This window comes from Pseudomonas sp. NY11955 (genome assembly GCF_048068035.1).
Classification (GTDB): domain Bacteria; phylum Pseudomonadota; class Gammaproteobacteria; order Pseudomonadales; family Pseudomonadaceae; genus Aquipseudomonas.
Map to the genome: position 1 here is coordinate 62,779 of NZ_JBLUPS010000007.1, position 20,603 is coordinate 83,381.

At 64.8% G+C, this 20,603-nt stretch carries 18 protein-coding genes; 5 read left to right on the top strand and 13 right to left on the bottom strand.

The genetic code is table 11. The features are described 5' to 3' along the window. Positions 1-60 precede the first annotated feature (60 nt). The 3 genes from ACNFBR_RS14940 to ACNFBR_RS14950 all read left to right on the top strand — a co-directional run bounded on the left by ACNFBR_RS14940 (position 61) and on the right by ACNFBR_RS14950 (position 1,749). Positions 61-351 (top strand): DUF5629 family protein, encoded by a 291-nt coding sequence (locus ACNFBR_RS14940; RefSeq protein ID WP_416735605.1) that lies wholly within the window; start codon positions 61-63, stop codon positions 349-351. Then, entirely contained in the window at positions 317-1,447 is a 1,131-nt protein-coding gene (locus ACNFBR_RS14945; protein WP_416735606.1) for a lactonase family protein, read from the top strand. The genes ACNFBR_RS14940 and ACNFBR_RS14945 overlap by 35 nt, the downstream gene beginning before the upstream one ends. A gap of 122 nt (positions 1,448-1,569) precedes the next feature. After that, positions 1,570-1,749 (top strand): hypothetical protein, encoded by a 180-nt coding sequence (locus ACNFBR_RS14950; RefSeq protein ID WP_416735607.1) that lies wholly within the window; start codon positions 1,570-1,572, stop codon positions 1,747-1,749. A 13-nt stretch (positions 1,750-1,762) separates the two neighbouring features. On the opposite strand, the gene ACNFBR_RS14955 is transcribed toward ACNFBR_RS14950, so the two are convergent. The 3 genes from ACNFBR_RS14955 to ACNFBR_RS14965 are packed head-to-tail and all read right to left on the bottom strand — an operon-like array spanning position 1,763 to position 7,232. Next, the gene (locus ACNFBR_RS14955) at positions 1,763-2,356 is read right to left on the bottom strand and encodes a glutathione S-transferase (RefSeq protein ID WP_416735608.1); all 594 of its coding nucleotides are present in this window, start codon (positions 2,354-2,356) and stop codon (positions 1,763-1,765) included. Then, entirely contained in the window at positions 2,353-5,997 is a 3,645-nt protein-coding gene (locus tag ACNFBR_RS14960; protein ID WP_416735609.1) for an AAA family ATPase, read from the bottom strand. Before ACNFBR_RS14960 ends, ACNFBR_RS14955 begins: the two co-directional genes overlap by 4 nt. Further along, positions 5,994-7,232, bottom strand: a complete 1,239-nt coding sequence (locus tag ACNFBR_RS14965) for an exonuclease SbcCD subunit D C-terminal domain-containing protein (RefSeq protein WP_416735610.1) — start codon at positions 7,230-7,232, stop codon at positions 5,994-5,996. Before ACNFBR_RS14965 ends, ACNFBR_RS14960 begins: the two co-directional genes overlap by 4 nt. A gap of 211 nt (positions 7,233-7,443) precedes the next feature. On the opposite strand from ACNFBR_RS14965, the gene ACNFBR_RS14970 reads away from it, so the two are divergent. Continuing rightward, positions 7,444-8,100 carry an RHS repeat-associated core domain-containing protein gene (locus ACNFBR_RS14970; RefSeq protein WP_416735611.1) on the top strand — a complete coding sequence of 219 codons (657 nt, stop codon included), beginning with the start codon at positions 7,444-7,446 and terminating at the stop codon, positions 8,098-8,100. A gap of 153 nt (positions 8,101-8,253) precedes the next feature. Here the strand turns inward: ACNFBR_RS14970 and ACNFBR_RS14975 are convergent, their stop codons facing one another. Genes ACNFBR_RS14975 through ACNFBR_RS15000 form a run of 6 tightly spaced genes read right to left on the bottom strand, consistent with a single transcriptional unit; the run spans position 8,254 to position 15,068 of the window. Then, entirely contained in the window at positions 8,254-9,888 is a 1,635-nt protein-coding gene (locus tag ACNFBR_RS14975; RefSeq protein WP_416735612.1) for a BatD family protein, read from the bottom strand. After that, positions 9,885-11,603, bottom strand: coding sequence for a tetratricopeptide repeat protein (locus tag ACNFBR_RS14980; protein ID WP_416735613.1), 1,719 nt, complete (start codon positions 11,601-11,603; stop codon positions 9,885-9,887). Before ACNFBR_RS14980 ends, ACNFBR_RS14975 begins: the two co-directional genes overlap by 4 nt. Next, on the bottom strand, positions 11,600-12,676 hold the full coding sequence (locus ACNFBR_RS14985) for a vWA domain-containing protein (RefSeq protein ID WP_416735614.1): 1,077 nt from the start codon (positions 12,674-12,676) through the stop codon (positions 11,600-11,602). Before ACNFBR_RS14985 ends, ACNFBR_RS14980 begins: the two co-directional genes overlap by 4 nt. Continuing rightward, complete coding sequence (locus ACNFBR_RS14990) at positions 12,669-13,163, bottom strand: DUF4381 domain-containing protein (protein ID WP_416735615.1); 495 nt, start codon at positions 13,161-13,163, stop codon at positions 12,669-12,671. The genes ACNFBR_RS14985 and ACNFBR_RS14990 overlap by 8 nt, the downstream gene beginning before the upstream one ends. Beyond that, positions 13,160-14,104 carry a DUF58 domain-containing protein gene (locus tag ACNFBR_RS14995; RefSeq protein ID WP_416735616.1) on the bottom strand — a complete coding sequence of 315 codons (945 nt, stop codon included), beginning with the start codon at positions 14,102-14,104 and terminating at the stop codon, positions 13,160-13,162. The genes ACNFBR_RS14990 and ACNFBR_RS14995 overlap by 4 nt, the downstream gene beginning before the upstream one ends. Before the next feature lie 4 nt (positions 14,105-14,108). Then, positions 14,109-15,068 carry an AAA family ATPase gene (locus ACNFBR_RS15000; protein WP_012271235.1) on the bottom strand — a complete coding sequence of 320 codons (960 nt, stop codon included), beginning with the start codon at positions 15,066-15,068 and terminating at the stop codon, positions 14,109-14,111. A gap of 228 nt (positions 15,069-15,296) precedes the next feature. Here ACNFBR_RS15000 and ACNFBR_RS15005 point away from each other — a divergent pair, with 228 nt between their 5' ends. Further along, positions 15,297-16,607 (top strand): phospholipase effector Tle1 domain-containing protein, encoded by a 1,311-nt coding sequence (locus ACNFBR_RS15005; RefSeq protein WP_416735617.1) that lies wholly within the window; start codon positions 15,297-15,299, stop codon positions 16,605-16,607. Positions 16,608-16,630: 23 nt separating this feature from the next. Here the strand turns inward: ACNFBR_RS15005 and ACNFBR_RS15010 are convergent, their stop codons facing one another. From ACNFBR_RS15010 to ACNFBR_RS15025, 4 genes are all read right to left on the bottom strand, one after another. After that, positions 16,631-17,848, bottom strand: a complete 1,218-nt coding sequence (locus ACNFBR_RS15010) for an MFS transporter (RefSeq protein WP_416735618.1) — start codon at positions 17,846-17,848, stop codon at positions 16,631-16,633. Positions 17,849-17,890: 42 nt separating this feature from the next. Further along, entirely contained in the window at positions 17,891-18,625 is a 735-nt protein-coding gene (locus tag ACNFBR_RS15015; protein ID WP_416735619.1) for a type 1 glutamine amidotransferase, read from the bottom strand. 73 nt (positions 18,626-18,698) lie between these two features. Next, a complete protein-coding gene (locus ACNFBR_RS15020; RefSeq protein ID WP_416735620.1) occupies positions 18,699-19,592 on the bottom strand; it encodes a dihydrodipicolinate synthase family protein in 894 nt (297 codons plus the stop codon). A 44-nt stretch (positions 19,593-19,636) separates the two neighbouring features. Then, positions 19,637-20,419, bottom strand: a complete 783-nt coding sequence (locus tag ACNFBR_RS15025) for an aldolase (RefSeq protein WP_416735621.1) — start codon at positions 20,417-20,419, stop codon at positions 19,637-19,639. Positions 20,420-20,603: the final 184 nt, after the last annotated feature.

Here is a 20,603-nt window from a genome sequence, read left to right on the forward strand (position 1 = left end):
GAATGGGCTGCAAAGCAGCCCCAGGGTTATAATGGCGCCACATCTTCAACAGGTCCCCCCATGTCTCCCCTAACCACCGCCCTGCAAACCTGCGACATGCTCCTGATCGATGGCCTGCACGCCTTCGATTTCACCGCCAATGAATCCGGCCTTACCGTCGAATGCATGGACGGCCGCCAACTGCGCCGCTGGTCCTTCACCCCCGAGCAAGTCGCCGCCGCCATCGCCAGCGGTGATGAGTGGCAACTCAGCGATGCCAACGGTGAGCATCGGCTAGTCTGTATGAGTGCCTTTCGCGCCCCGGATGATGACCAAGATGAACCGGACCTGGACGAGCCTGCTGACCGCTAGCCTGATGAGCCTGACACTCCATGCCCACGCCGCCACGTTGCTGGTGGGCAGCTACACCGATGGCGCCAGCCAGGGTATCTACCGCTACCAGTTCGACGAAAAGACCGGCCATATCGACCCCACGCCACAACAAGTGGTGAAGAGCATCAGCCCTTCGTGGCTGGTGCTGTCGGCCGACCAACGCCTGCTGTTCGCGGTCAATGAAACCCCAGCTGGCCATGCCAGCAGCTTCAGCGTCAGCGCCAAAGGTGAGATCAAGCCACTCAACCAGGCGGCCAGCCAAGGTGACGAGCCGACCCACGCCAGCCTCAGCCGTGACCAGCGATACCTGTTCGTGGCCAACTACGCGGTCAAGCCCGACCCCGGCGGTAGCCTGGTGGTTATCCCGGTGGCCAAGGACGGCAAGCTCAAGGCCGTGGTGCAGCAGGCCCGGCACAAGGCGAGTGGGGTCAACCCCGAGCGCCAGGCCGGTGCCCATGTGCATTCACTGGTACTGTCGCACGATGGCCAGCATGTGTATGCCTGCGACCTGGGTGCAGACAAAGTGTTCATCTACCGCTACGACGGCGCCAGTGTGGACAAGCCGTTGAGCCCGGCCATCCCGGCCTCGGTAGACTTGCCGCCAGGCAGCGGGCCCCGCCATCTGCTGTTCGACGCCAAGGGCCGGCATGCCTACCTGACGCTGGAGATGAGCGGCGAAGTGGTGATGTTCGATGTCAAGGACGATGCTTTGCTCGAGCGCCAGCGCCTGCCGTTGACCGAACAGCAAGGCCCTGCTGCCAGGGCGGCGGGAGGCTTGCACCTGTCGGCGGACGGGCGCTTCCTGTACGTGAGCAACCGCGGCACCGCCAACGAAATCGTGGTGTTCAGCGTGGGCAAGGACGATGGCCAGTTGGCGTTTCTGCAACGCCGCTCGGTGGAAGGCGATCACCCTCGGGAGTTCGCCCTGGACCCCAGTGACAACTTCCTGCTGGTGGCCAACCAGAAGAGCAACCAGATCGTGGTGATGCGCCGCGACCCGCGCAGCGGCAAGCTGCTGGAGACGGTGCAGACGCTGAAGCAGGATGCACCTTCGGACCTGAAGTTCATCGAGTGATATCGATCAGCGTGATAATCGATACTGCCGCAATGAATTTTTGCGTTCGGCCTTGGCGGCGTAAGTTTGACCCAAGGCCCAAACGGGCCAACGTCAAACCACCGCCGTCGAGGTCAGCCCAGATGAACTTCAATCTCTTCCCGGTCATTGCCGCATCCGCCATTTCCGCATCGGTCGTACTGCCGGCACATGCCCATGCCGACAGCAGCGCCAAGGCCTCCGCTACCCATAGCTACACCGAGCAGTACTTGCGCCAGAGTGCCAACTTCCATGCCGCCCTGAGTGGCAAACAGCACCACTGAGTCCTGTACTGGCTCATTTGGCCATTACCGACTTGAACAGGTCCGAAGCCAGCCATCCCTCCAGCCAGCTCCGCACGCGCGGATAAGCCGCCTCGGCGAACCACTGCGGTTCGACCCCGGCAAACTGGCGCATCAGGGGTAGCAATGCGGCATCGGCAAGGCTCGGGTGATCGGCCAGCAGGTAAGGCCGGCCTTCGAGCAGGCCTTCCAGCTCTGCCAGCCAGGCTTCGGCCTGCTGGCGGTAATGCTCGCGGGTATGCTCCGGGTAACGCTCGGCATACTTGTACAGGTTCACCTGCGCCTTGAACGTGCTGTCGTTGCGCGCAATCAGGGTTTCAGCATGCTGCGCGGCCTCAGGGTCGGCCTGTAGCCGCCAGTCCTGCGGGTCGTTTTGCGCCAGCGCCCAGCGCATGATGTCCAGGCTCTCTTCCAGCACCCCGGCACCGGTATCCAGCACCGGCACCGTGCCCTTGGGCGACAAGGCCAGCAACGCTGCCGGCTTGTTCTTCATCGCCACCTCGCAGATTTCCACCGCGCAACCGGCATAGCGCAGGGCCAGGCGCGCGCGCATGGCCCAGGGGCAGCGGCGGAACGAGTAGAGGATCACCCACACACCTCCACGTCACTCAGGCCATTGCCCTGGCGCCGCACCTGGATTTGCACCGGGATGCGCTCGTGCATTTCCTGCACGTGGGAAATCACCGCCACCTTGCGGCCCTGGGCCTGCAAGCCGTCGAGGGCATCCATGGCCAGTTGCAGCGATTCGGGGTCGAGGCTGCCGAAGCCTTCGTCGATGAACAGCGATTCGATGCGCAGGGTGCTGGAGGCCATTGATGCCAGGCCCAGGGCCAAGGCCAGCGATACCAGGAAGGTTTCCCCGCCCGACAACGAGTGCACCGAGCGCAGTTCGTCGCCCATCTCGGTGTCCAGCACCAGCAGGCCCAGGGCACTGCCGCCGCGTTTGAGGCGGTAGCGGCGGGCCAGCTGGCGCAGCTGGGCGTTGGCGTGGTGCAGGAGCAAGTCGAGGTTGTAGCCCTGGGCGATCTTGCGGAACACATCGCCCGAAGCCGAACCGATCAGGTCATTCAGGCGGCCCCAGCGTTGCCATTGCTGGCGAGCCTGATCGATTTCTGTCGCCAGTGCCTGGTGGGCCTGCTGCCGGCGCTGGTCGTCGGCCTGCTGCGCGCGCAATTCTGCGCACTGTTGTTCGTGCTGGGCCAGGCGTTCGCGCAGCTCGGTCAGGGCTTGCTCCAGGGCTTCGACCGAGGTGTCCACGGTCATTTGCGCGGCGTGCTGCTGCAGGCGCTGCTCACGTTCCTGCAGCAGCACGCGGCCTTGTTCGATGGCCTTTTCGGCGCTTTGCAGGCGCTGGCGCAGTTCATTCACCTGGGCATCATCCATCCCCAGCAAACGATCAAGCCCGGCGTCATCCAGCTCTGGATGCTCGCTGCGCCATTGGGCGATCTGGCCCTGCAGCTGTTGGCACTCGCTGTCCAGCGCCTGTTGCTGCTGGACGTTGGCCTTGAGCTCGCTGGCCAGTTGTACGCCTTGGGTGCGCAGCTCCTGCAGACGCTGGGCGGTGTCGGCGTCCAGGGCGCGGGCTTGTTCCAGCGCCGTGTCCATGTGTTGTTGCCAGGCTTCGGCGCTGGCATGTTCGCCGAGCAGCTCGCCGAGCGAGCCCTGGGCTTGCTGGCGTAGCTGGTCGAGCGCAGCCAGTTTCTGTTGCAACTGCTGCTGGCCTTGCACGCGCGCCTGTTGCTGGTCGCGCAACTTGTCCAACTGGGCTTGGCGGGCTTGCTGTTCTTCCAGTTCGTCCTTGCGTTGCTCCAGTTGCTGCAGACGTTGAGCAATCTGCTGGTCGAGGGCGAGGAAGGCATTGGCCGGGTCTTCGTTGAGGGCCTTGAGGGCTTGCTCGGGCAATACGCCGGCCAGGTCGCTCAGGCCTTGCTGCAACTGCTGCTCGTCGTTGGCCAGGGCTTGGTGTTGTTGCTCCAGATGGCGCTGGGCCTGCTGCTGCGCGTCGTAGGCAGCCTGCAATTGCTGGTTGAGGCGGGCGGCGTCTTTTTGCAGGGCGAGCAGGGCGCTCTGGCGCTTTTCGTCCTGGCCGATTTCTACGTCCAGGCGCCGCAGTTGGCTGTCGAGCCAGGTGCCACGGGCCTTGTCGTCCTGCGGCGCGAGCGCCGGCCACAGGCTGTGCGCCTGGACCTGGGCCACCAGCGGTTGCAGCTGTTCGCCCAGTTGTTGCAGGTGCTGTTGGTAGTCCTTGAGCTGGGCATTGACCACACCCAGCTGGGTGCGCAGTTCCACCAGCTTGCTGTTGAGGGTTTCGACCTGCTTCTGTGCGGCGTCTTCTTCGGCCTGGTCATGGCGACCCAGGCTTTGCAGCAACGCTTCGGGTTGATGGAACGGGTGCTCGGCGCTGCCGCACACGGGGCAGGGTTCGCCATCGCGTAACTGGCCGCGCAGTTCTTCGACGCTGGTATTACGCGCCAGCCGCTGGCGTTCAAGCAGCTGGCGGGTGAGGTTCAGCGCTTGCTCGGCAGTTTCCAGCTCGGCCTTGGCGGCGGTGCCTTCGGTAATCAATTGCTGGCGTTGCTGCATGGCCTGCTGCTGGCGTTCGCGCACGGTATCCAGTTGCTGGCGCAGCTCCAGTTCACGGCCATGCAGGCGCGACAGCTCTTCGACGGCGCGCTGCTGCTTGCGGTTGTCTTGCAGCATGCCGCCCAGCAGGTCGATCTGCTCCGCCAGCGCCTGGGGTTCGGCCTTGGCTTCGCGGAACAGCAGGTCGTAGGCGTCGCGCTCGGCCTGCAAGTGCGCATTGGCCTGGCTGGCCAGGGCCTGCAGGCCGGGCAGTTCATCACGGCCTTTGGCCAGGCGGCCACCGATCAGCATGACCTGCTTGAGCTGCGGCAGGTAGGCGTGCCAGGCATTGGCCAAGCCCGCCAGGTGCTGGCTGTCGGCCAGCGCGGTGTCGATCTGGGCCAGTTGCTGCAGGCTGCGCTGCTGGTTGTCTTCCAGCTGCTGCACCTGCTGCTGGCCGTCGGCGACTTGCTGTTCAGCCTGTTGGCCGGTGCTGCGTTGTGCGGCCAGTTCCTGGTCCAGGCGGGCCAGGTTGTCCTGGGCGGCAAAGGCCTGACGCAGGCGCGGTGTGTTTTCGCCATGCTGGGCCTGGCTGTCGGCCAGCGCTTGGCGTGCAGAGTCCAGCACCTGTTCAAGTTCGCGGGTACGCACCTGCAGGTCGGCTTGTTGCTGTTGCTGTTCAGCGATTCTCGCTGCCACTGGCGCCCGTTGTGTGGTCAGTGTCTGTTGGCGGTGGAACTGGTGGCGCTGTGGGGCCAGGCGCTCAAGGCGTACCAGGTCCAGGCGCGGTTCGGCTAGCTGTTGCCAATCCTGTTCGGCGGCCTGCAGGGCAGTGCCGGCTTCGGCGTGCTGGGCTTGCAGCTGGCGTTGTTCGTTCAGCCAGTTGCGTTGCTGTTCCAACTGGCGTTCGCCGGCCTGGTCGGCCTTGAACTGCTGCTGCGCCTGCTCCAGGCGCTGGTCGAGCTCGGCGCGAGCTTCGGCGGCCATCGGCAGCAGATGGCTGGCGCGGTCTTTCAGGGCGTTATGCACCTCGCCGGCTTCGCGCGCCTTGCTGAACGCGCGCTGGCCCAGGCGGGTGTAGATGGCCGTGTTGGTGAGCTTTTCCAGCAGCTCGCTGCGCTCTTTGTCGTCGGCCTTGAGGAAGGCGCCGAACTCGCTCTGGGCCAGCATCACCGCGCGGGTGAACTGCTCGAAGTTAAGGCCCAGGCGGGTTTCGACCAGCTGCTTGTATTCGTTCTTGCCGCTGCCCAGCACCTGCTCGCTGTCCAGGTCGTAGAAGCTCTGGCGGCTGAGTTGCAGCTTGCCATTGGCCTTGTCGCGGGCGCGATTGGCTTCCCAGCGGGCACGGTAGCGGCGGCCATCGATGCCGATGAAATCAACCTCGGCAAAACCGCTGCCGGTACCACGGCGCAGCAGGTTGCGTGGGTCTGACGTGGGGATTTCGCCGTCGGCGTCCGGCACCTTGGCCTCTCGGCCAATGTCATTGAGCCGCGGTACAGTGCCAAACAATGCCAGGCACAGGGCGTCGAGCAGGGTGCTCTTGCCAGCGCCGGTAGGGCCGGTGATAGCGAACAGGCCAGCGCTGGCCAAAGGCTCTGCGGTGAAGTCGATGTCGATCGGACCGGCCAGGGATGCCAGGTTCTTCAGGCGGATGGCGAGAATTTTCATGGCTGTTCCTCTTCCTGCTGCACGTCCTGCAACAGCAGGGCGAAGTCGGCCAGCACCTGTTCGTCGGCGGGGTTGCCGTAGGCTTGCTCCCAAGCACGGCTGAACAGGTCTTGCGGGGTCATCTGGGCCAGTTCGACAAAGGCCAGGTCATCGTCTTCGGCGTTATTGCGGCCAGCGTATTCGGCGCTGATGCGGATCAGCCGCACGGCCTTGCCTTGCAGTGCAGTTTCAATCTGCTGGCGCAGGTCGGGTTGCGGCTCGTCCAGTATCACCCGCACCTCCAGCCAAGGCTGGCGGTTGGGGTCTTCGAGCAGGTCGATCACCGGCAGGTCGGCCAGTTGCTGCAGCAGTTCGCCCAGCGGCGCCGGGCCGACCCGTTGCAGGGCCACGGCGCGCGGTACCGGGCGTGGTTCGACGCTGACCAGGCCGGTGCCGTCCAGCTCTACTTCCAGCACCTGGTGCGGGTAGTTGATTTCGGCGAATGACAGCGGGATCGGCGAGCCGCTGTAACGGATGCGCTCTTCGCGATTGACCTTTTGCGGCTTGTGCAGGTGGCCCAGGGCGACGTAGCTGATGGCCTTGTCGAACAGCTTGGCCGGCAGCGCTTCGGCGTTGCCGATGATCAGGCTGCGCTCGGAGTCCTCCGACACCGAGCCACCGGCCATGTGCGCATGGCTGATGGCGATCAGCGCCTGGTCTTTCTTGCGCTTCTTCTGCGCGGCGGCGATCAGTTGCTGGTGCACTTGGGTGATGCCTTGCAGGTAGTCGTCACCCAGTTGCGGGCCGGTCACCTCGGCCGGGCGCAGGAACGGCAGGGCCAGGCACCAGGCGGCGACCTTGCCACGGCCGTTGGTGAGCGGGATCAACAGGCGATCGGCGTCCAGCTGGCCTTCGTCCAGCCAGTGCACCCGGCCCAGGGCATGGGTGCGCAGGCGGCGCATCAGTGCGGCGGGCAACTCGATGCGCGAACCGGAGTCGTGGTTGCCGGCGATCATCACGATGTCCAGCTTGGGCTGCTGCTCGTGGGCCTGGACGATGAAGTCGTAGAGGCGCTCCTGGGCTTTGACCGGCGGGTTGACCGTGTCGAAGATATCGCCGGCGATCAGCAGCGCATCGGGCTGGCGCAGGCGCAGTTGGCCGAGCAACCAGTCGAGGAAGCAGGCGTGTTCGAAGTCGCGTTCCTGGCCGTGCAGGCTTTGGCCCAGGTGCCAGTCGGAGGTATGAAACAGACGCATGGATGACCTGTTGGTGTCGAGTCGGGCAAGCGGGGGAAGGGCGGTATGGTAACTCAAGCATGAGGGCGCTGTGCGGCCCAATCGCGACACAAGGCCGCTCCCACACGGGCTGCGCTCGCCTGACATTTTTGTCAGTTGCCGTGCCATTGTTTTCGGTTCAAGAATTGTGCTGGAGCAGACTGCAACTGGCTCACTTGAATGAGGCTGGGCGATGGCAACCCTGACGCAGATCTATACGGCATACGGGTACGCCGATTGGCCATCGAATAGCACAGTACTTGGCTTCAATGGTGAGCGTCTGGCCGTCGAGCTGGCAAGCTACCTGTTGGGCAATGGGTATCGAACGTTCAGCCCGGTTCTGATGCGCTTCCGGTCGCCGGACAGCTTCAGCCCGTTCGGTGAGGGCGGGTTCAATAGCTATGCGTATTGTTCGAATGACCCAATCAACAGGTGCGATCCAAGCGGGCGTACAGGCGATGCATTCATTAGAGGTGCCCCTACAAGGCGTGCTTTCCGAAAACCGTTAAACCCCGCGTGGACAAGTCAGGCACTGAAGGTTGAGTTCAATAAGCTAGGGGAGCGGATGACTAGAAGAAAAATTGCGAGCGATGTTCAAGCGAACAACAGTTTGCACAACAAGCAATTAGCCATCGTAGAAGTTTTAGCGGCTACTGAATTTCAACATCCTATCAAAGCGAATAAGCGGGTTCTGGATCTGTCGGTTGCATCGGACACACCGATGATCAAGGCATTGTTGAATACGACTGATCCTTTTCCGCCAATGCTGCGTAGTTCCACGACTGTCACACAATCAGTTGTCGAGTTGGGTGTGGAGTTGCGCGAAAGTAGCAACCTTCAGCCTCGCTAGAGCGATGCGCTGTTCACTTTAGGAGCGGCCTTGTGTCGCGAAAGGGCCGCCAAGCGGCCCCGGCGATTTGGCAGTGATGCGAAGATCCTGGGGGCGCTTCGCGCCCCTATCGCGACACAAGGCCGCTCCCACGGGGGTCGTGCAAATAGCGCATTACTTGGGATAAAGCGGCGGCAAGCTGCCGTTCTCACCCGCCGGTAGCAACACCTGCTCGGCCGGCGGAATGGTGCCGATTGCCCGCCACAAATCCTCCCCTTGCCAAAACTGCCCACTCTCGCTGTACAACGCCCCATTCAACCCATCCAGCGCATCCGACAACGGCACGAAGCGCGCCGCCATCTCGGCCAGGGTTTCGGGCTGTTGCCGGGCCCAGGCATCCAGCGCCTGGCGCGTGGCCTGGGGGTCGTTGGCCTGGCACGCGCGCTTGAGGTCATCCAGCAGCGTGCGCGGGCTTGGCCCGTTTTGCGCCGCGCGCAGTACCGCAGGCCGCGAGCGGGCGCGCCACCACAGGGCAAAGCCCAGCACGGTGGTCAGGGCGAACAGCAGTGTGGCCAGTTGCCAAGGCCACAGCAGGGTGCTGGCGCTGCTGTTGTCGCCGGCCGGGGTGTCAGCGCTCAGCGCCGGGTTGTCCTGCACGTTCAGCGTGCGCGCCGGCAGGCTGCTGTGTTCCAGGTGGTCCTCGCGGGTGTTCCACCAGGCCACTTCCAGCGCTGGTAGGGCCAGCGTGCCGGCGTGGGTTGGCACCAGGGCCTCGCGCTCTTCGCGGTTGGCGGTCATGCCGCGTTCGCTGGTTTCGTTGCGCAGCAGCGGCTGGTCGGGGTAGCGGCGCAAGCCAATGATCTCGGTGGCTGGCAGCGGCGGCAACTGGGTGCTGGAAAGGCCTTCGGCACGCAAGGTGATATTGCGCGTCAGCGAGTCGCCAATCTGCACCTGCTGGCTGCTGGGGTCGGGGTTCCAGTGCTCCTCCAGGGTCAGGCTGCGGGCGGGCAACCACGGTAGGCCAGCCGGCCAGGCCGCCGGAATCGGCCGTACGGTGAGGCGCAAGGGCAGCGAGCTGACCTGTACCTGGCGGCCGGCGCGGGCGCTGCCGTTAGCCTGCGGGCCTTCATCGTTACTGGCGGCGGCCGTGGCGGTGAACGTCAGTGGCGGGATGTCGAGGGTGCCGCTTTGCTGGGCAAACAGCGCATAGCGGGTTTCGATCACGCCGTGACGCACGCCATTGATTTCCTTTTCATAGGTGCGCGATTCTCCCAGCGGCTCGACCTTGGCGTTCTCCAACTGCAGCGGGCTGAGGCTGCTGTCGTCGTACAGCGCGACCGAGTGGTAGATGCGCAGGGTCAGCACAGCCTGGGCCTGCACATAGACGTCGGTGCTGTCGAGGGTGGCCTCGATGAATACCTGAGAGGCACTGTCCGGCCGGCTGGCATCGGCCTGCAGCACTTGCAGTTCGATGGCCTGGCTATGCGACTGGCCCAGTTGCAGCTCGGGAATGCGCAGGCTGCCACTGCGCCGTGGCAGCAGGGTGATGATCCAGCGGGTGCTGGCGCGGGTTTCGCCGTCGAGGGTGTGCAGGCTGTTCAGCTGGCGCGTGCCGCGCACTTCGAAGTCACCTTCCAGGGCGCGCAAGTCGGGCTTGCCGAATTGAGTGACGTCCTGGCTTTCCAGGGTCAGTTCCAGGCTTTCGCCAGCTTCCAGGCGGGTGCGGTCGACGCTGGCTTGCAGCAGCGGTTCGGCTTGAGCCAGTACGGCCCACAGCAGGGTGAAGAGAAAGACGCCGAAGCGACTCATCGTGGGTTTTCCTGATGCAATTGCTGTTCATACCAAAATTTGCGCCGCAGCAATTCTGCCGGGTTGTCGGGGATCTCCCGCAGCCATTGTTCCAGGGCCTGGCGCTGTTCGGTGTCGAGGCTGGTCGACACCGGGCGCTGGGGCGGCTGGATCACGCTGTCGTCACCCCCGGCTTGGTTGCCGGGTGCGGCCTGGCTGTTGCTGCTGCTTTCGCCGGGTTGTTCGGCGCTGGCTTGTGGGTCATTGCCGGGTGTGCCTTGGGCTGGGCTGCTGGCCGAGCTGCTGTTGCCTTCGGTTTCGTTGCCGGGCGTGCCTTGGGCATCGCTGCTGGGCGGTTGTTCCTCGGCCTTGGCTTCACGCTGCTGCAGCATTTGTTGCACCAGTGCCTGGTTGTCCAGTGCGGCTTGCAGGTCGGGCTGGCGCTCCAGGGCTTGTTCGTAGGCATCCAGCGCGGCTTCCAGCTCGCCGCTGTGGGCCAGGGCATTGCCTCGATTGTAGTGGGCTGCGGCGGTGTCGCCTTGGGAAAATGCCTCGGCGGCACCGGCATAGTCGCCGGCTTGGTACAGGGCCATGCCGCGCCACTGCGGGTTCTGGAAGTGGCGAGCGGCGCTGGCTGGGCGGTTTTGTTCCAGCAGGCGCTGGCCTTGCTGGTCGGGACGCAGCCACAGGTCGTTGAACTCGAAGGCCTGGCTTGGCTGTGGCAGGGCCAACAGCAGCGGCAGGCAGAACAGCCAGCCACGACGGCCGGCGCAGGCGGCCAGCAGCAACAACGGAATCAGCAGCCAGTAACCCTGGTCGGCCCAACTGTCCAGTTGCAGAGTCTGGCCGTCATTGCGCGCGGTGCGCGGGTTGTCGAACAGGCCCAGGCCGCGCAGGTCGAGGTCGTCGATGCGGGCATGCCGGTAGCGTCCGCCGGTGCCACTGATGAAGCCCTTGAGGCTGGCGCTGTCCAGCCGTGGCAGCAGGATGCCGCCTTGGTCGTCCTTGAGGTACTCGCCGCTGGTCTGGCGCACCGGCGCACCTTCGCGGCTGCCGATGCCCAGCATCAGCAGGCTCGGGCCCTGGCGGCCAAGGGCCTGGCTGATACCTTGACGTTCCGGGGCGCTGAGCGACGAACCGATCAGCAGCAAGCGGCCTTGGCCCAGGCCACTCTGGGCCAGCAGGGCCAGGCCCTTTTGCACGGCCAAATCGGCGCGTTGGCCGGGTTTTGGCATGATCGACGGGTCAATCGCTTCCAGCAGGTTGCGGGTGGTGGCCAGGTCATCGGACAGCGGCACCAGGGTGTGCGCCGAGCCGGCATACACCACCAGCGCCGTCTGGCTGTCGCGGCGGTGTTCGAGCAGGTCGAGGATCTTGCGTCGGGCCTGTTCCAGGCGGTTGGGCGGGCTGTCTTCGGCGAGCATCTGTGGGGTCAGCTCCAACAGGATCACCAGCGGGTCGGCCGGCCGTTGGCGGCTTTCTTCCACACGCTGCCAGCTGGGCCCGAGCAGGGCCAGGATCACCAGCGTCCAGGCCAGGCCCAGGGCTATCCACGGCAACTTGCTGGTGCTGCCGCTGCCGCCGCCCAGCAATACGCCATGGAAGGCAGGCGGCAAGATCATCTGCCAGCGCCCGGCGCGTTTGCGTCGGTGCCACAGCTTGTACAGCAGCCAGCCGAGCAGGGGCACCGCCAGCAGCCAGAGCGGGCGCAGCCATTGGGGCCACAAGTCGATCATCGCCGTCTCCTCAGGCGCAGGCGCTTCAAGCGCTGGCGCCATTCCGGGTGCGGCTGCAGGAAGCGTGGCTTGCGCAGCAGGCGTTGCAGCAGGTTGTCGGGCCATTGCACGGCCACCACCAGCAGCACGCTGAGCAGCAATGCCAGGGCCAATGGCCAGGCGTACAGGGCCTGGGCTGTACGGGCTTGGGTCGGTTGCTGAGCCACCGGCTCCAGCTGATCGAGGGTGTCGCCGATGGCGTCCAGCTCGGCGCCGTCATGGGCGCGGAAATAGGCACCGTGGGTGATGTCGGCAATTTCCTTGAGTGCGGCTTCGTCCAGGTCAAGGCTCGGGTTGAGGCCGAGCAGGCCGGGCGTGCCGCTGGCTTCGGGGTTGGCGCCGATACCAATGGTATAGATGCGCACGCCTTCCTGGGCAGCCAGGCGGGCGGCGGTCAGTGGGTGGATCTGTCCGCCATTGTTGGCTCCGTCGGTGATCAGTACCAGCACCCGGCTTTGTGCCGGGCGTTGGCGCAGACGCTTGACTGCCAGGCCAATGGCGTCACCGATGGCGGTGTTCTTGCCGGCGATGCCAATCTGCGCTTCATCGAGGAAGGTGCGCACGGTGCGCCGGTCGAAGGTGAGCGGCGCCTGCAGGTACGCCTGGCTGCCGAACAGGATCAGCCCCACGCGGTCGCCTTCACGGTCCTGCAGGAAGTCGCCCATCAGCGCCTTGACCAGGTCGAGGCGGCTGATGTCTTCGTTGTTCCACTGCATGTCGGGGAAGTCCATCGACCCGGACACGTCCACCGCCACCAGCAGGTCGCGGCCGCTGGCGGCCACCGGCACCGGTTCGCCAAGCCATTGCGGGCGAGCGGCGGCGCACAGCAGCAACAGCCAGATGACGACGAATGGCGCCTGCTGGCGCCAGGTTGGCAGGTTCAGCCGCGCGCGGCGCCCGGCCAGGCCTTCCAGCTCGTCGAGGAAGCCCACTTTGAGCACCGGCTCGCCGCTGTCGGCGGCGGGCAGCAGCAGGCGCGCCAGCCAGGGCAGCGGCAACAGGGCGAAGACCCACGGCCAGGCCAGTTCAAACATGCTTGCGAATCCAGGTTTCGACGGCTTGGCTGAGCCCGGCGATGGCCTTGTCGTCGAGCTTGCACTCGGGTTTGTAGGCGCCTTCCACCAGTACCATCCAGCGGGTCAGGCCGGCGGCCGGGCAGCGGTTGTCGAGAAATGCCAGCCACTGCCGGCCGTTGAGAGTGTGGCTGTTGGCGCCTGGGTAGTGGTTGCGGCACAGGCGTTTGAGCAGGGCGTTGATTTGTTGCAGCCAGGCGCCGGCCGGGGCACCGTCGTATGGGCGTGGCAGGCGGGCGAGCTCGGCCAGGGCCGCCACGCGCACCGGGTCCAGGGGTTGTTCGGCGCGCACGATGCGGCGCTTGCCTGGGCGCCAGCGGCGCAGCCGCCACAGGCCCCAGCCCAGCAGCGGCAGCACGGCCAGCAGCAGCCACCAGCCCGGTGCCGGTGGCCACAGGCTGATCGGTGCCGGGTCGATCAGTGGGTGCAATTGGTCGAGCGGGTTCATGACGCGCTCCGTGGCCGCTGAGCGTTCAGGTACTCGCGCAGTTGCTCGATCATTTCGCTTTGTGTGCTCAGCGGCATCAGGATCACGCGCAGCTTCTGCGCCATCAGTTCCCAGCGTTCGATGCGGGCTTCGGCCTGCTGGCGGTAGGCCTGGCGCAGGTTGGCGTCGAGGGTGTCGAGTTCCAGCTGGGCGCTGCGCTGGGCGAAGCGCAGCAGGCCGGCGGCGGGCAGGGCATGGTCGAGCGGGTCGGACACCGGCAGCAACAGCAGGTCGCAGTGCCGCGAAAGCATGGCCAGGTGCTGCTCCACCTGGGCGCTGAGCGAGCGTTCATCGCAGATCACGATGGCCAGGCTGCCGGGGCGCAGCACTTCGCGGGCCCGGCGCAGGGCCAGGCCGAGGCTGTCGGCGCCGGGGGTGGCTTCGGTGTGCAGCGACTGGTTGACCTTGGCCAGGCGATTGAGCAGTTGCAGCAGGCTCTGTTTGCTGCGCCGGGGTTTGATTTCGTGGTGTTCGTTGTCGCCGAACACCAGGCCACCGATGCGGTCGTTATGGCCCAGCGCGGCCCAGCCGAACAGCGCTGCGGCCTGGGCCGCCAGCACGGACTTGAACATCAGCCCCGAGCCGAAGAACAGCCGCTGGCTTTGCTCGACGAGGATGAAAATGGGGCGCTCGCGTTCTTCATGGAACAGCTTGGTGTGCGGCTCCTGGGTACGCGCAGTGACCCGCCAGTCGATGTTGCGCACATCGTCGCCGGCCTGGTACACGCGCACCTGGTCGAAGTCCACGCCACGCCCCCGCAGCTTGGAATGGTGCAGGCCCACCAGCGGGCTGCGCTGGCCGGGCTTGGAAAACAGCTGGATTTCGCGCACGCGGTGGCGCATGTCGATCAGCTCGGCAAGGCCGATGCGGATGCCAGGTTCGGTCAGCTGCGCAGTGGGCATGGGCTCAGGCAACGGCGACGACGTCGAGGATGCGCTGGACCACGCGGTCCTGGTCGATCCCCGCCGCCTCGGCCTCGAACGAGAGGATGATGCGGTGGCGCAGCACGTCGAACAGCACGGCCTGGATGTCTTCGGGGCTGACGAAGTCGCGCCCGGCCAACCAGGCGTGGGCACGCGCGCAGCGGTCCAGCGAGATGGAGCCGCGCGGGCTGGCGCCGTAGGCGATCCAGTCGGCCAGCTCGGTGTCGAACTTGGCCGGGGTGCGGGTGGCCATCACCAACTGCACCAGGTATTCCTCCACCGCGTCGGCCATGTACAGGCCGAGGATTTCCTTGCGCGCGGCAAAGATGGCCTGCTGGCTGACCCGGCGCTCAGGCTTGGTCTCGCCGCCCAGGGCCTCGCCGCGGGCTTGCGCCAGGATGCGCCGCTCCACCGCTGCGTCGGGGAAGCCGATTTTTACGTGCATCAGGAAGCGGTCGAGCTGGGCTTCGGGCAGCGGGTAGGTGCCTTCCTGTTCGATCGGGTTCTGCGTGGCCATGACCAGGAACAGCGGCGACAGGTCGTAGGTGCTGCGGCCCACGCTGACCTGGCGCTCGGCCATGGCTTCGAGCAGCGCCGACTGCACCTTGGCCGGGGCGCGGTTGATTTCGTCGGCCAGTACCAGGTTGTGGAAGATCGGCCCCTGCTGGAACACGAAGCTGCCGGTTTCCGGGCGGTAGATTTCGGTACCGGTGATGTCGGCCGGGAGCAGGTCGGGGGTGAACTGGATGCGATGGAACTGCGCCTCGATGCCTTCGGCGAGTTCTTTGATGGCCTTGGTCTTGGCCAGGCCCGGGGCACCTTCGACCAGCATATGGCCGTCGGCCAGCAGCACGATCAACAGCCGTTCGACCAGTTTTTCCTGGCCTAGGATCTGGGAAGAAAGAAAGGTGCGCAGCGCGATCAGCGCTTCACGGTGTTCCATCGGTGGCGGTTCCTGGTATGGGGCCTGAGGCGTCTGAAGGCGGCCGCCCTGGCAAGGGTTGATACTTTAATCCATCCGGGGGGGCGGCGACCAATGGCGGCGGGTAAATTTATCGTTGTGCTGGGGCATGCGGCTACAGAAATGTCCTACCTATAGCTAGCTATTGTCTGATGTTCCGTGACGGCGTGTTGGCGCCTGCTTGTGCTTTTTGCGCAAGCAGGAGGCACGATGATGAAAATGAGCAGCGCCAGCACGCCAATCCCCACGCCAATCACCTTGCGTTTTGGTGTGTTCTTCGATGGCACCGGTAACAACCAGCACAATGCCTCGGCGATGGATGAGCAGCGAAGCGAGGGCGGCAGTTATGGCAATGCTTTGAGCAATGTGGCCCTGTTGCATGCGCTGTATCCGACGGACGTGGTTAATACCGATGGGCCACAGGCGTTTCTGAAACGCTATGTGGAGGGCGTGGGCACCCTGGCCGGTGAAACCGACCATGTCTACGCGTCGGCCACCGGGCGTGGCCGCACTGGGGCCGAGGCACGGGTTGCCGAAGCTTTGCAGGGCATGGCCGAGCAACTGCAGGCGTGGCGCCGGGGGCATCCGCAGGCATTGCTGCAACGGGTCGAGTTTGATCTGTTTGGTTTCAGCCGTGGTGCGGCGGCGGTGCGGCACCTGGCCAACCTGCTGCACGATGGCGCAGGTGACCTGTTGCCGGTGGCGTGTGACACCTCGATCAATTTCATTGGCCTGTTTGACACCGTGGCGGCGATCATCGCGCCGTTGCAGGGTGACTTCGACCCTGCTGACGAACGCCATGGCAGCCTGCGCCTAGGGCTGGGGCCGGGTATTGCCGGGCAGGTAGTGCAGCTGGTGGCGGGGGACGAGCGGCGGCATAACTTCCCACTGGTGTGCAGTGGTCACGATATCGTGCTGCCGGGCGTGCACTCGAATATTGGCGGTGGCTACCCGGAAACGACGTGGGAGCAGGTGCTGCTGTGCAAGCCGCAGTCCCAGCGTGTGCCGGTGGGCATGCGTGCCGAGCAAAGCCGCGTGCATGCCACGGTGAGTGCCTTGCTGGCTTCGGCGTTTGCCGACAGGGGCGAACCCAGGCCGCAAGTTTTGACTTGGGAGCAGCCGATTACCGGCGGCCGGCCGGATGAGGCGCAAAAGCAGGTGTATGCAGCGGTGTACCACGAGCGGCAAGTGGCGGGGCATTTGTCCCGGGTTTACTTGAGCGTGATGCGGGCGCTGGCGGTACGGGCTGGCGTGCCGTTTGCGCCGTTGGGAGGGCAGGCTGAGCATCGGCTGCCGGACGAATTGCTGGCAATCAGCTGCAAGTTGCATGCGTTTGCCCTTGGCGAAACTGACCGGCCTGGATTGAACCAGGAAGAATTGCAGCTGTTGCGCGACAAGTACGTCCATGCGTCGGCGAACTGGAATGCATTGAAGGGCTTGCGCAACAGTGTGCTGGATGTGCTGTTCGTCAATCGGCCAGGGGCCGGCGGGCGAACGGTGCATGCGAACCCGTCTGAATGATTGAGCGCGACCTGCAAAGGCCATTACAGGAGGCGCGCCAGCTGTTCTGTTGTGCGTCTCCTGGTTGAATACGCCTCCTGCGTCAGGGTCAGCAGCACCGTCAGTAGCATGAACACGACCGATGCCATGAAAACCCCGTTGGGCAGGTGTTGGTCGAGCATCCAGCCGAACGCCACCGGCCCGATGGCGCCGCCGATGTTGAACCCGGTCGACACCAGCCCGAAGGCTTTACCCTCGGCCCCAGGCGGCGCCGCCGCCTTGACCAGCATGTCCCGCGACGGGGCGATGATCCCGGTCAGCAGGCCAATGGCACCCAGTACAACCACCAGTGTCCAGCCCTGCAACAGCCCCAGGGCCACCAGCGTAGTCAGCGCTGCCGCCAGCGCGAAGGCCAGTGCAGCCACCAGGCCATGGCGCCGGGTACGGTCGGCCAAGGCGCCACCGCACAGCACACCGGCAGCGCTGCACAGCAAAAAGGCGGTGAGCGCCGTGTTGGCCCAGGCCAGGTTCAAGCCTTGGCCCTGGACCAGGGCGGCTACGGAGAACTTCTCGATGGCACTGGTGCTCAGGTTGAGCAGGATGAACAGCACCGTCAGCACGCCGATCATGGGAGTGAACACGCGCAGGCGGCCTGTAGCTGGCGCTGAGCCTGCGCCTCCTTTGTCGCAAGGCCCGGCAGCCTGGTACACACCACTGCCCGGTATCGATATCAGCAGCAGTGCAGCTACCCCGAAAACCGCGCCCACCACCAGGGCTGCCGGTGTGCCAAACACGCTGGCGATGCCAAGGAAAAGTGCCGGCGTAACCGCCGAGCCAAGGAAACCGGCAAAGGTATGAACAGAGAACGACCGGCCCAGGCGCGCTGGCTCGATGCCGTTGGCCAGCAGCGCATAGTCGGCGGGGTGGTACACACCATTGGCCAGGCCGGCCATGGCCATTGCCACCAGCAGTACCGCGTGACTGGGGCTGACCGCCAGCAGCAGGAAGCTGAGGCTGCCCAGCAACAGCCCGGCCTTGAGCACTTTACGTGCGCCATAGCGGTCGACGGCGTAACCCAGCGGGGCCTGTACCAGGGCTGAGACGATGTTGAACACCGCCAGGGCTACGCCGAGCTCGACGAAGCCCACCCCCAGCAGGCCAGGCAGCACGGGCAGTAGCGCCGGGATCAGCATGATGTGCACATGGCTGACGAAGTGCACGGCAGCAATTTGAGTGAGCAGCTTGGGGCCAGCTTGGGGCATGTCGATACCTGTGGGAAATTCGCTGGGTGCTGTGGTTTTTCGTCACGCTTGCGCGGTGCGGGTGGCCCAGAGCTCTTCTGCCAGATTGTCGAGGAAAACGTACAGCTTCTGGTTCATCTGGTCCCAGTCGTTGGCCCGCAACGTGGCGGGCTGTTGCACGAAGCGGCGGTCGCTGAGCGTCGCCAATTCAGCTTCGCAAGCGGCAATCAGCCGTTCGATTACTTCGCTGGTGAACTCCATGTGGCACTGGAATCCGTATACCAGCGGGGTGTACTCAACGATCTGGCGTGGGCAACCTTCGCTGGTGGCCAGGACTTTTGCGTCTGCCGTCAGGCCCGGCATGTCGTTGTGCCAATGGCCGACGTGCAGCGTTTCGCCAAAGTGGCTGACTTTGTCATTGGTCTTGCCTTCGTGTGTCAGGCGGATGGGGAACTTGCCAATCTCTTTTTCCGGGCTGTGATCGAAGCTGGCACCCAGTGCTTCGCCGATCAGCTGGGAGCCCAGGCACACGCCGACGACGGCTTTGCCGGCAGTGATGGCTTGCCGTATCAGCCGGCATTCGGCGGCGGCATCGAAGTGTGGGCATTGCTCGACGGTGGTGGCCGGATCTTGCGGCCCGCCGAGCACGACCAGCAAGTCGAAGTGGCTGGCATCCGTAGGCAAGGCTTGGTTGGCATAGACACGGGAGTAACTAGCCTCATGGCCTCGCGCGTTGACCCAGGTTTCGTATGCCCCAGGCGCTTCGAACGATTCGTGGACGATAAAGTGGACTTTCATTGCAGTTCTCTAGACTGAGGGGGCAGTAGGCACTACCCGACAGCGAGGAGCTGCCGGGCAGGTGACGAGGTTGTCAGTGGCTTGCGCCCAGCGCATTCAACAAGCCCTTCAGGTAGCTACTGCCTTGCTCATCCAGCGGCTGCAGGGGCAGGCGTGGCGCGCCGACACACTGGCCGAGCATGCTCAGGCCGGCCTTGATGGTGGTGGGCAGGCCACGGCGGGTGATGTACTCCAGCAGCTCGTACTGGCGGTAGAACAGCGCGCGGGCTTCGGCCAGCTCGCCTTGCTGTACGGCGTCCCACAGCGCCAGGTTGAGTGCCGGGATCAGGTTGGGCGCGGCGGTACACCAACCGGTGGCACCGGCCACCAGGGCTTCCAGGGTCAGCGGGTTGCAACCGTTGTAGAACGCCACCTGGCCATCGGTGGCCTTGAACAGGCGGTGCATGCGCTGAATGTCACCGGTGCTTTCCTTGACCATGGTCACATTGGGCACTTCGCCGAGGATGCGCAGGATCAGTTCCACCGACAGGTCGGTGCCGCTGGTGCCGGGGTTGTTGTAAAGCATGATCGGGATGTCGATGGCCGTACCGACGGCCTTGTAGTGGGCGACCACTTCGGCTTCGGTGAGCTTCCAATACGAGATGGGGAGCACCATCACGGCCGTGGCGCCGCAGGCCTGTGCCAGGCGGGCACGCTGCACGGTGCGGGCGGTGGTCAAGTCGGAGACGCTGACCACGCTAGGGACGCGCCCGGCAATGCGTGCCTGGCTAAAGCGCACCACGGTTTCCCATTCGTCGTCGGACAGGTAGGCCCCTTCGCCGGTGCTGCCCAGCGGTGCGATGGCGTGCACGCCGCCCGCAATCAGGCTGTCGATGGAGGTGCCCAGGGCATCCAGGTCGAGCGTGCCGTCGGTTGTGAAGGGAGTGATGGTGTAGCCGATAACGCCGCGAATAACAGGTGTAGACATGACCAGGCACCTTTGCCGTTGTTGAGGAAAGAGTACAGCTTCGTTCAGCCCAGGCAGTCGCCATGGGCACGCAAGGCGCGGCGTGCGTAGTAGCTGAACGCGGCGCCATGACGTTTTGGGGTGGAGATCCAGTCGTGGGCTTCTTTGCCCAGTGCTTCGGGGATGGGTCGGATATCACCGGCGCCCATGGCCAGCAGCTGCATCTTTGCCGCGCGCTCGAACAGCAGTGCGAGCACGCAGGCTTCTTCGATCGAACCACCGGCAATCAGCAGGCCGTGATGGGAAAGCAGGATCGCGCGCTTGTCGCCAATCGCCTTCGCGATGATTTCGCCTTCTTCGTTGCCCACCGGCACGCCCGGCCACTCCTTGAGGAATGCGCAGTCGTCGAACAACGGGCACAGGTCCATGTGCGAGATGGCCAACGGCACCTCCAGCATCGACAGGGCAGCGCTGTGCAGCGGGTGGGTGTGGATGATGCAATTGACGTCGGGGCGGGCGCGGTACAGCCAACTGTGGAAGCGGTTGGCCGGGTTGGCCATGCCGCGGCCTTGCAGCACGGTCAGGTCTTCATCCACCAGCAACAGGTTGGAGGCGGCGATTTCGTCGAAGCCCAGGCCCAGTTGCTGGGTGTAGTAGGTGCCAGGTTCCTGCGCCCGTGCAGTGATCTGCCCAGCCAGGCCAGAGTCGTGGCCGCCGTCGAAGAGGATGCGGCAGGTGAGGGCGAGCTTTTGCCGGGCGCTGTAGGTGTTGTCTGTCAGTGCCGTCAGCATCTGCTGCTGGGCGAGTTTGACCAGTTGGTCCTTGGGTGTGTGCATGGTGGTTGTCATGGGCGGTACCTGCTTGAGAAAAGGCTGAGTGACGTGGGGCGTCACCAGGACACTTTTCGATAGTAATGACACTTGGTGTCATTATCAAGCTGTGCGTGACACAAATGCGTGGCGGCGTTCTTGCCCTTTCGCTCACGCCCATTTGCGCCTTGCACGTGTGCGCCGCGACATGCAAGGCTTGGCC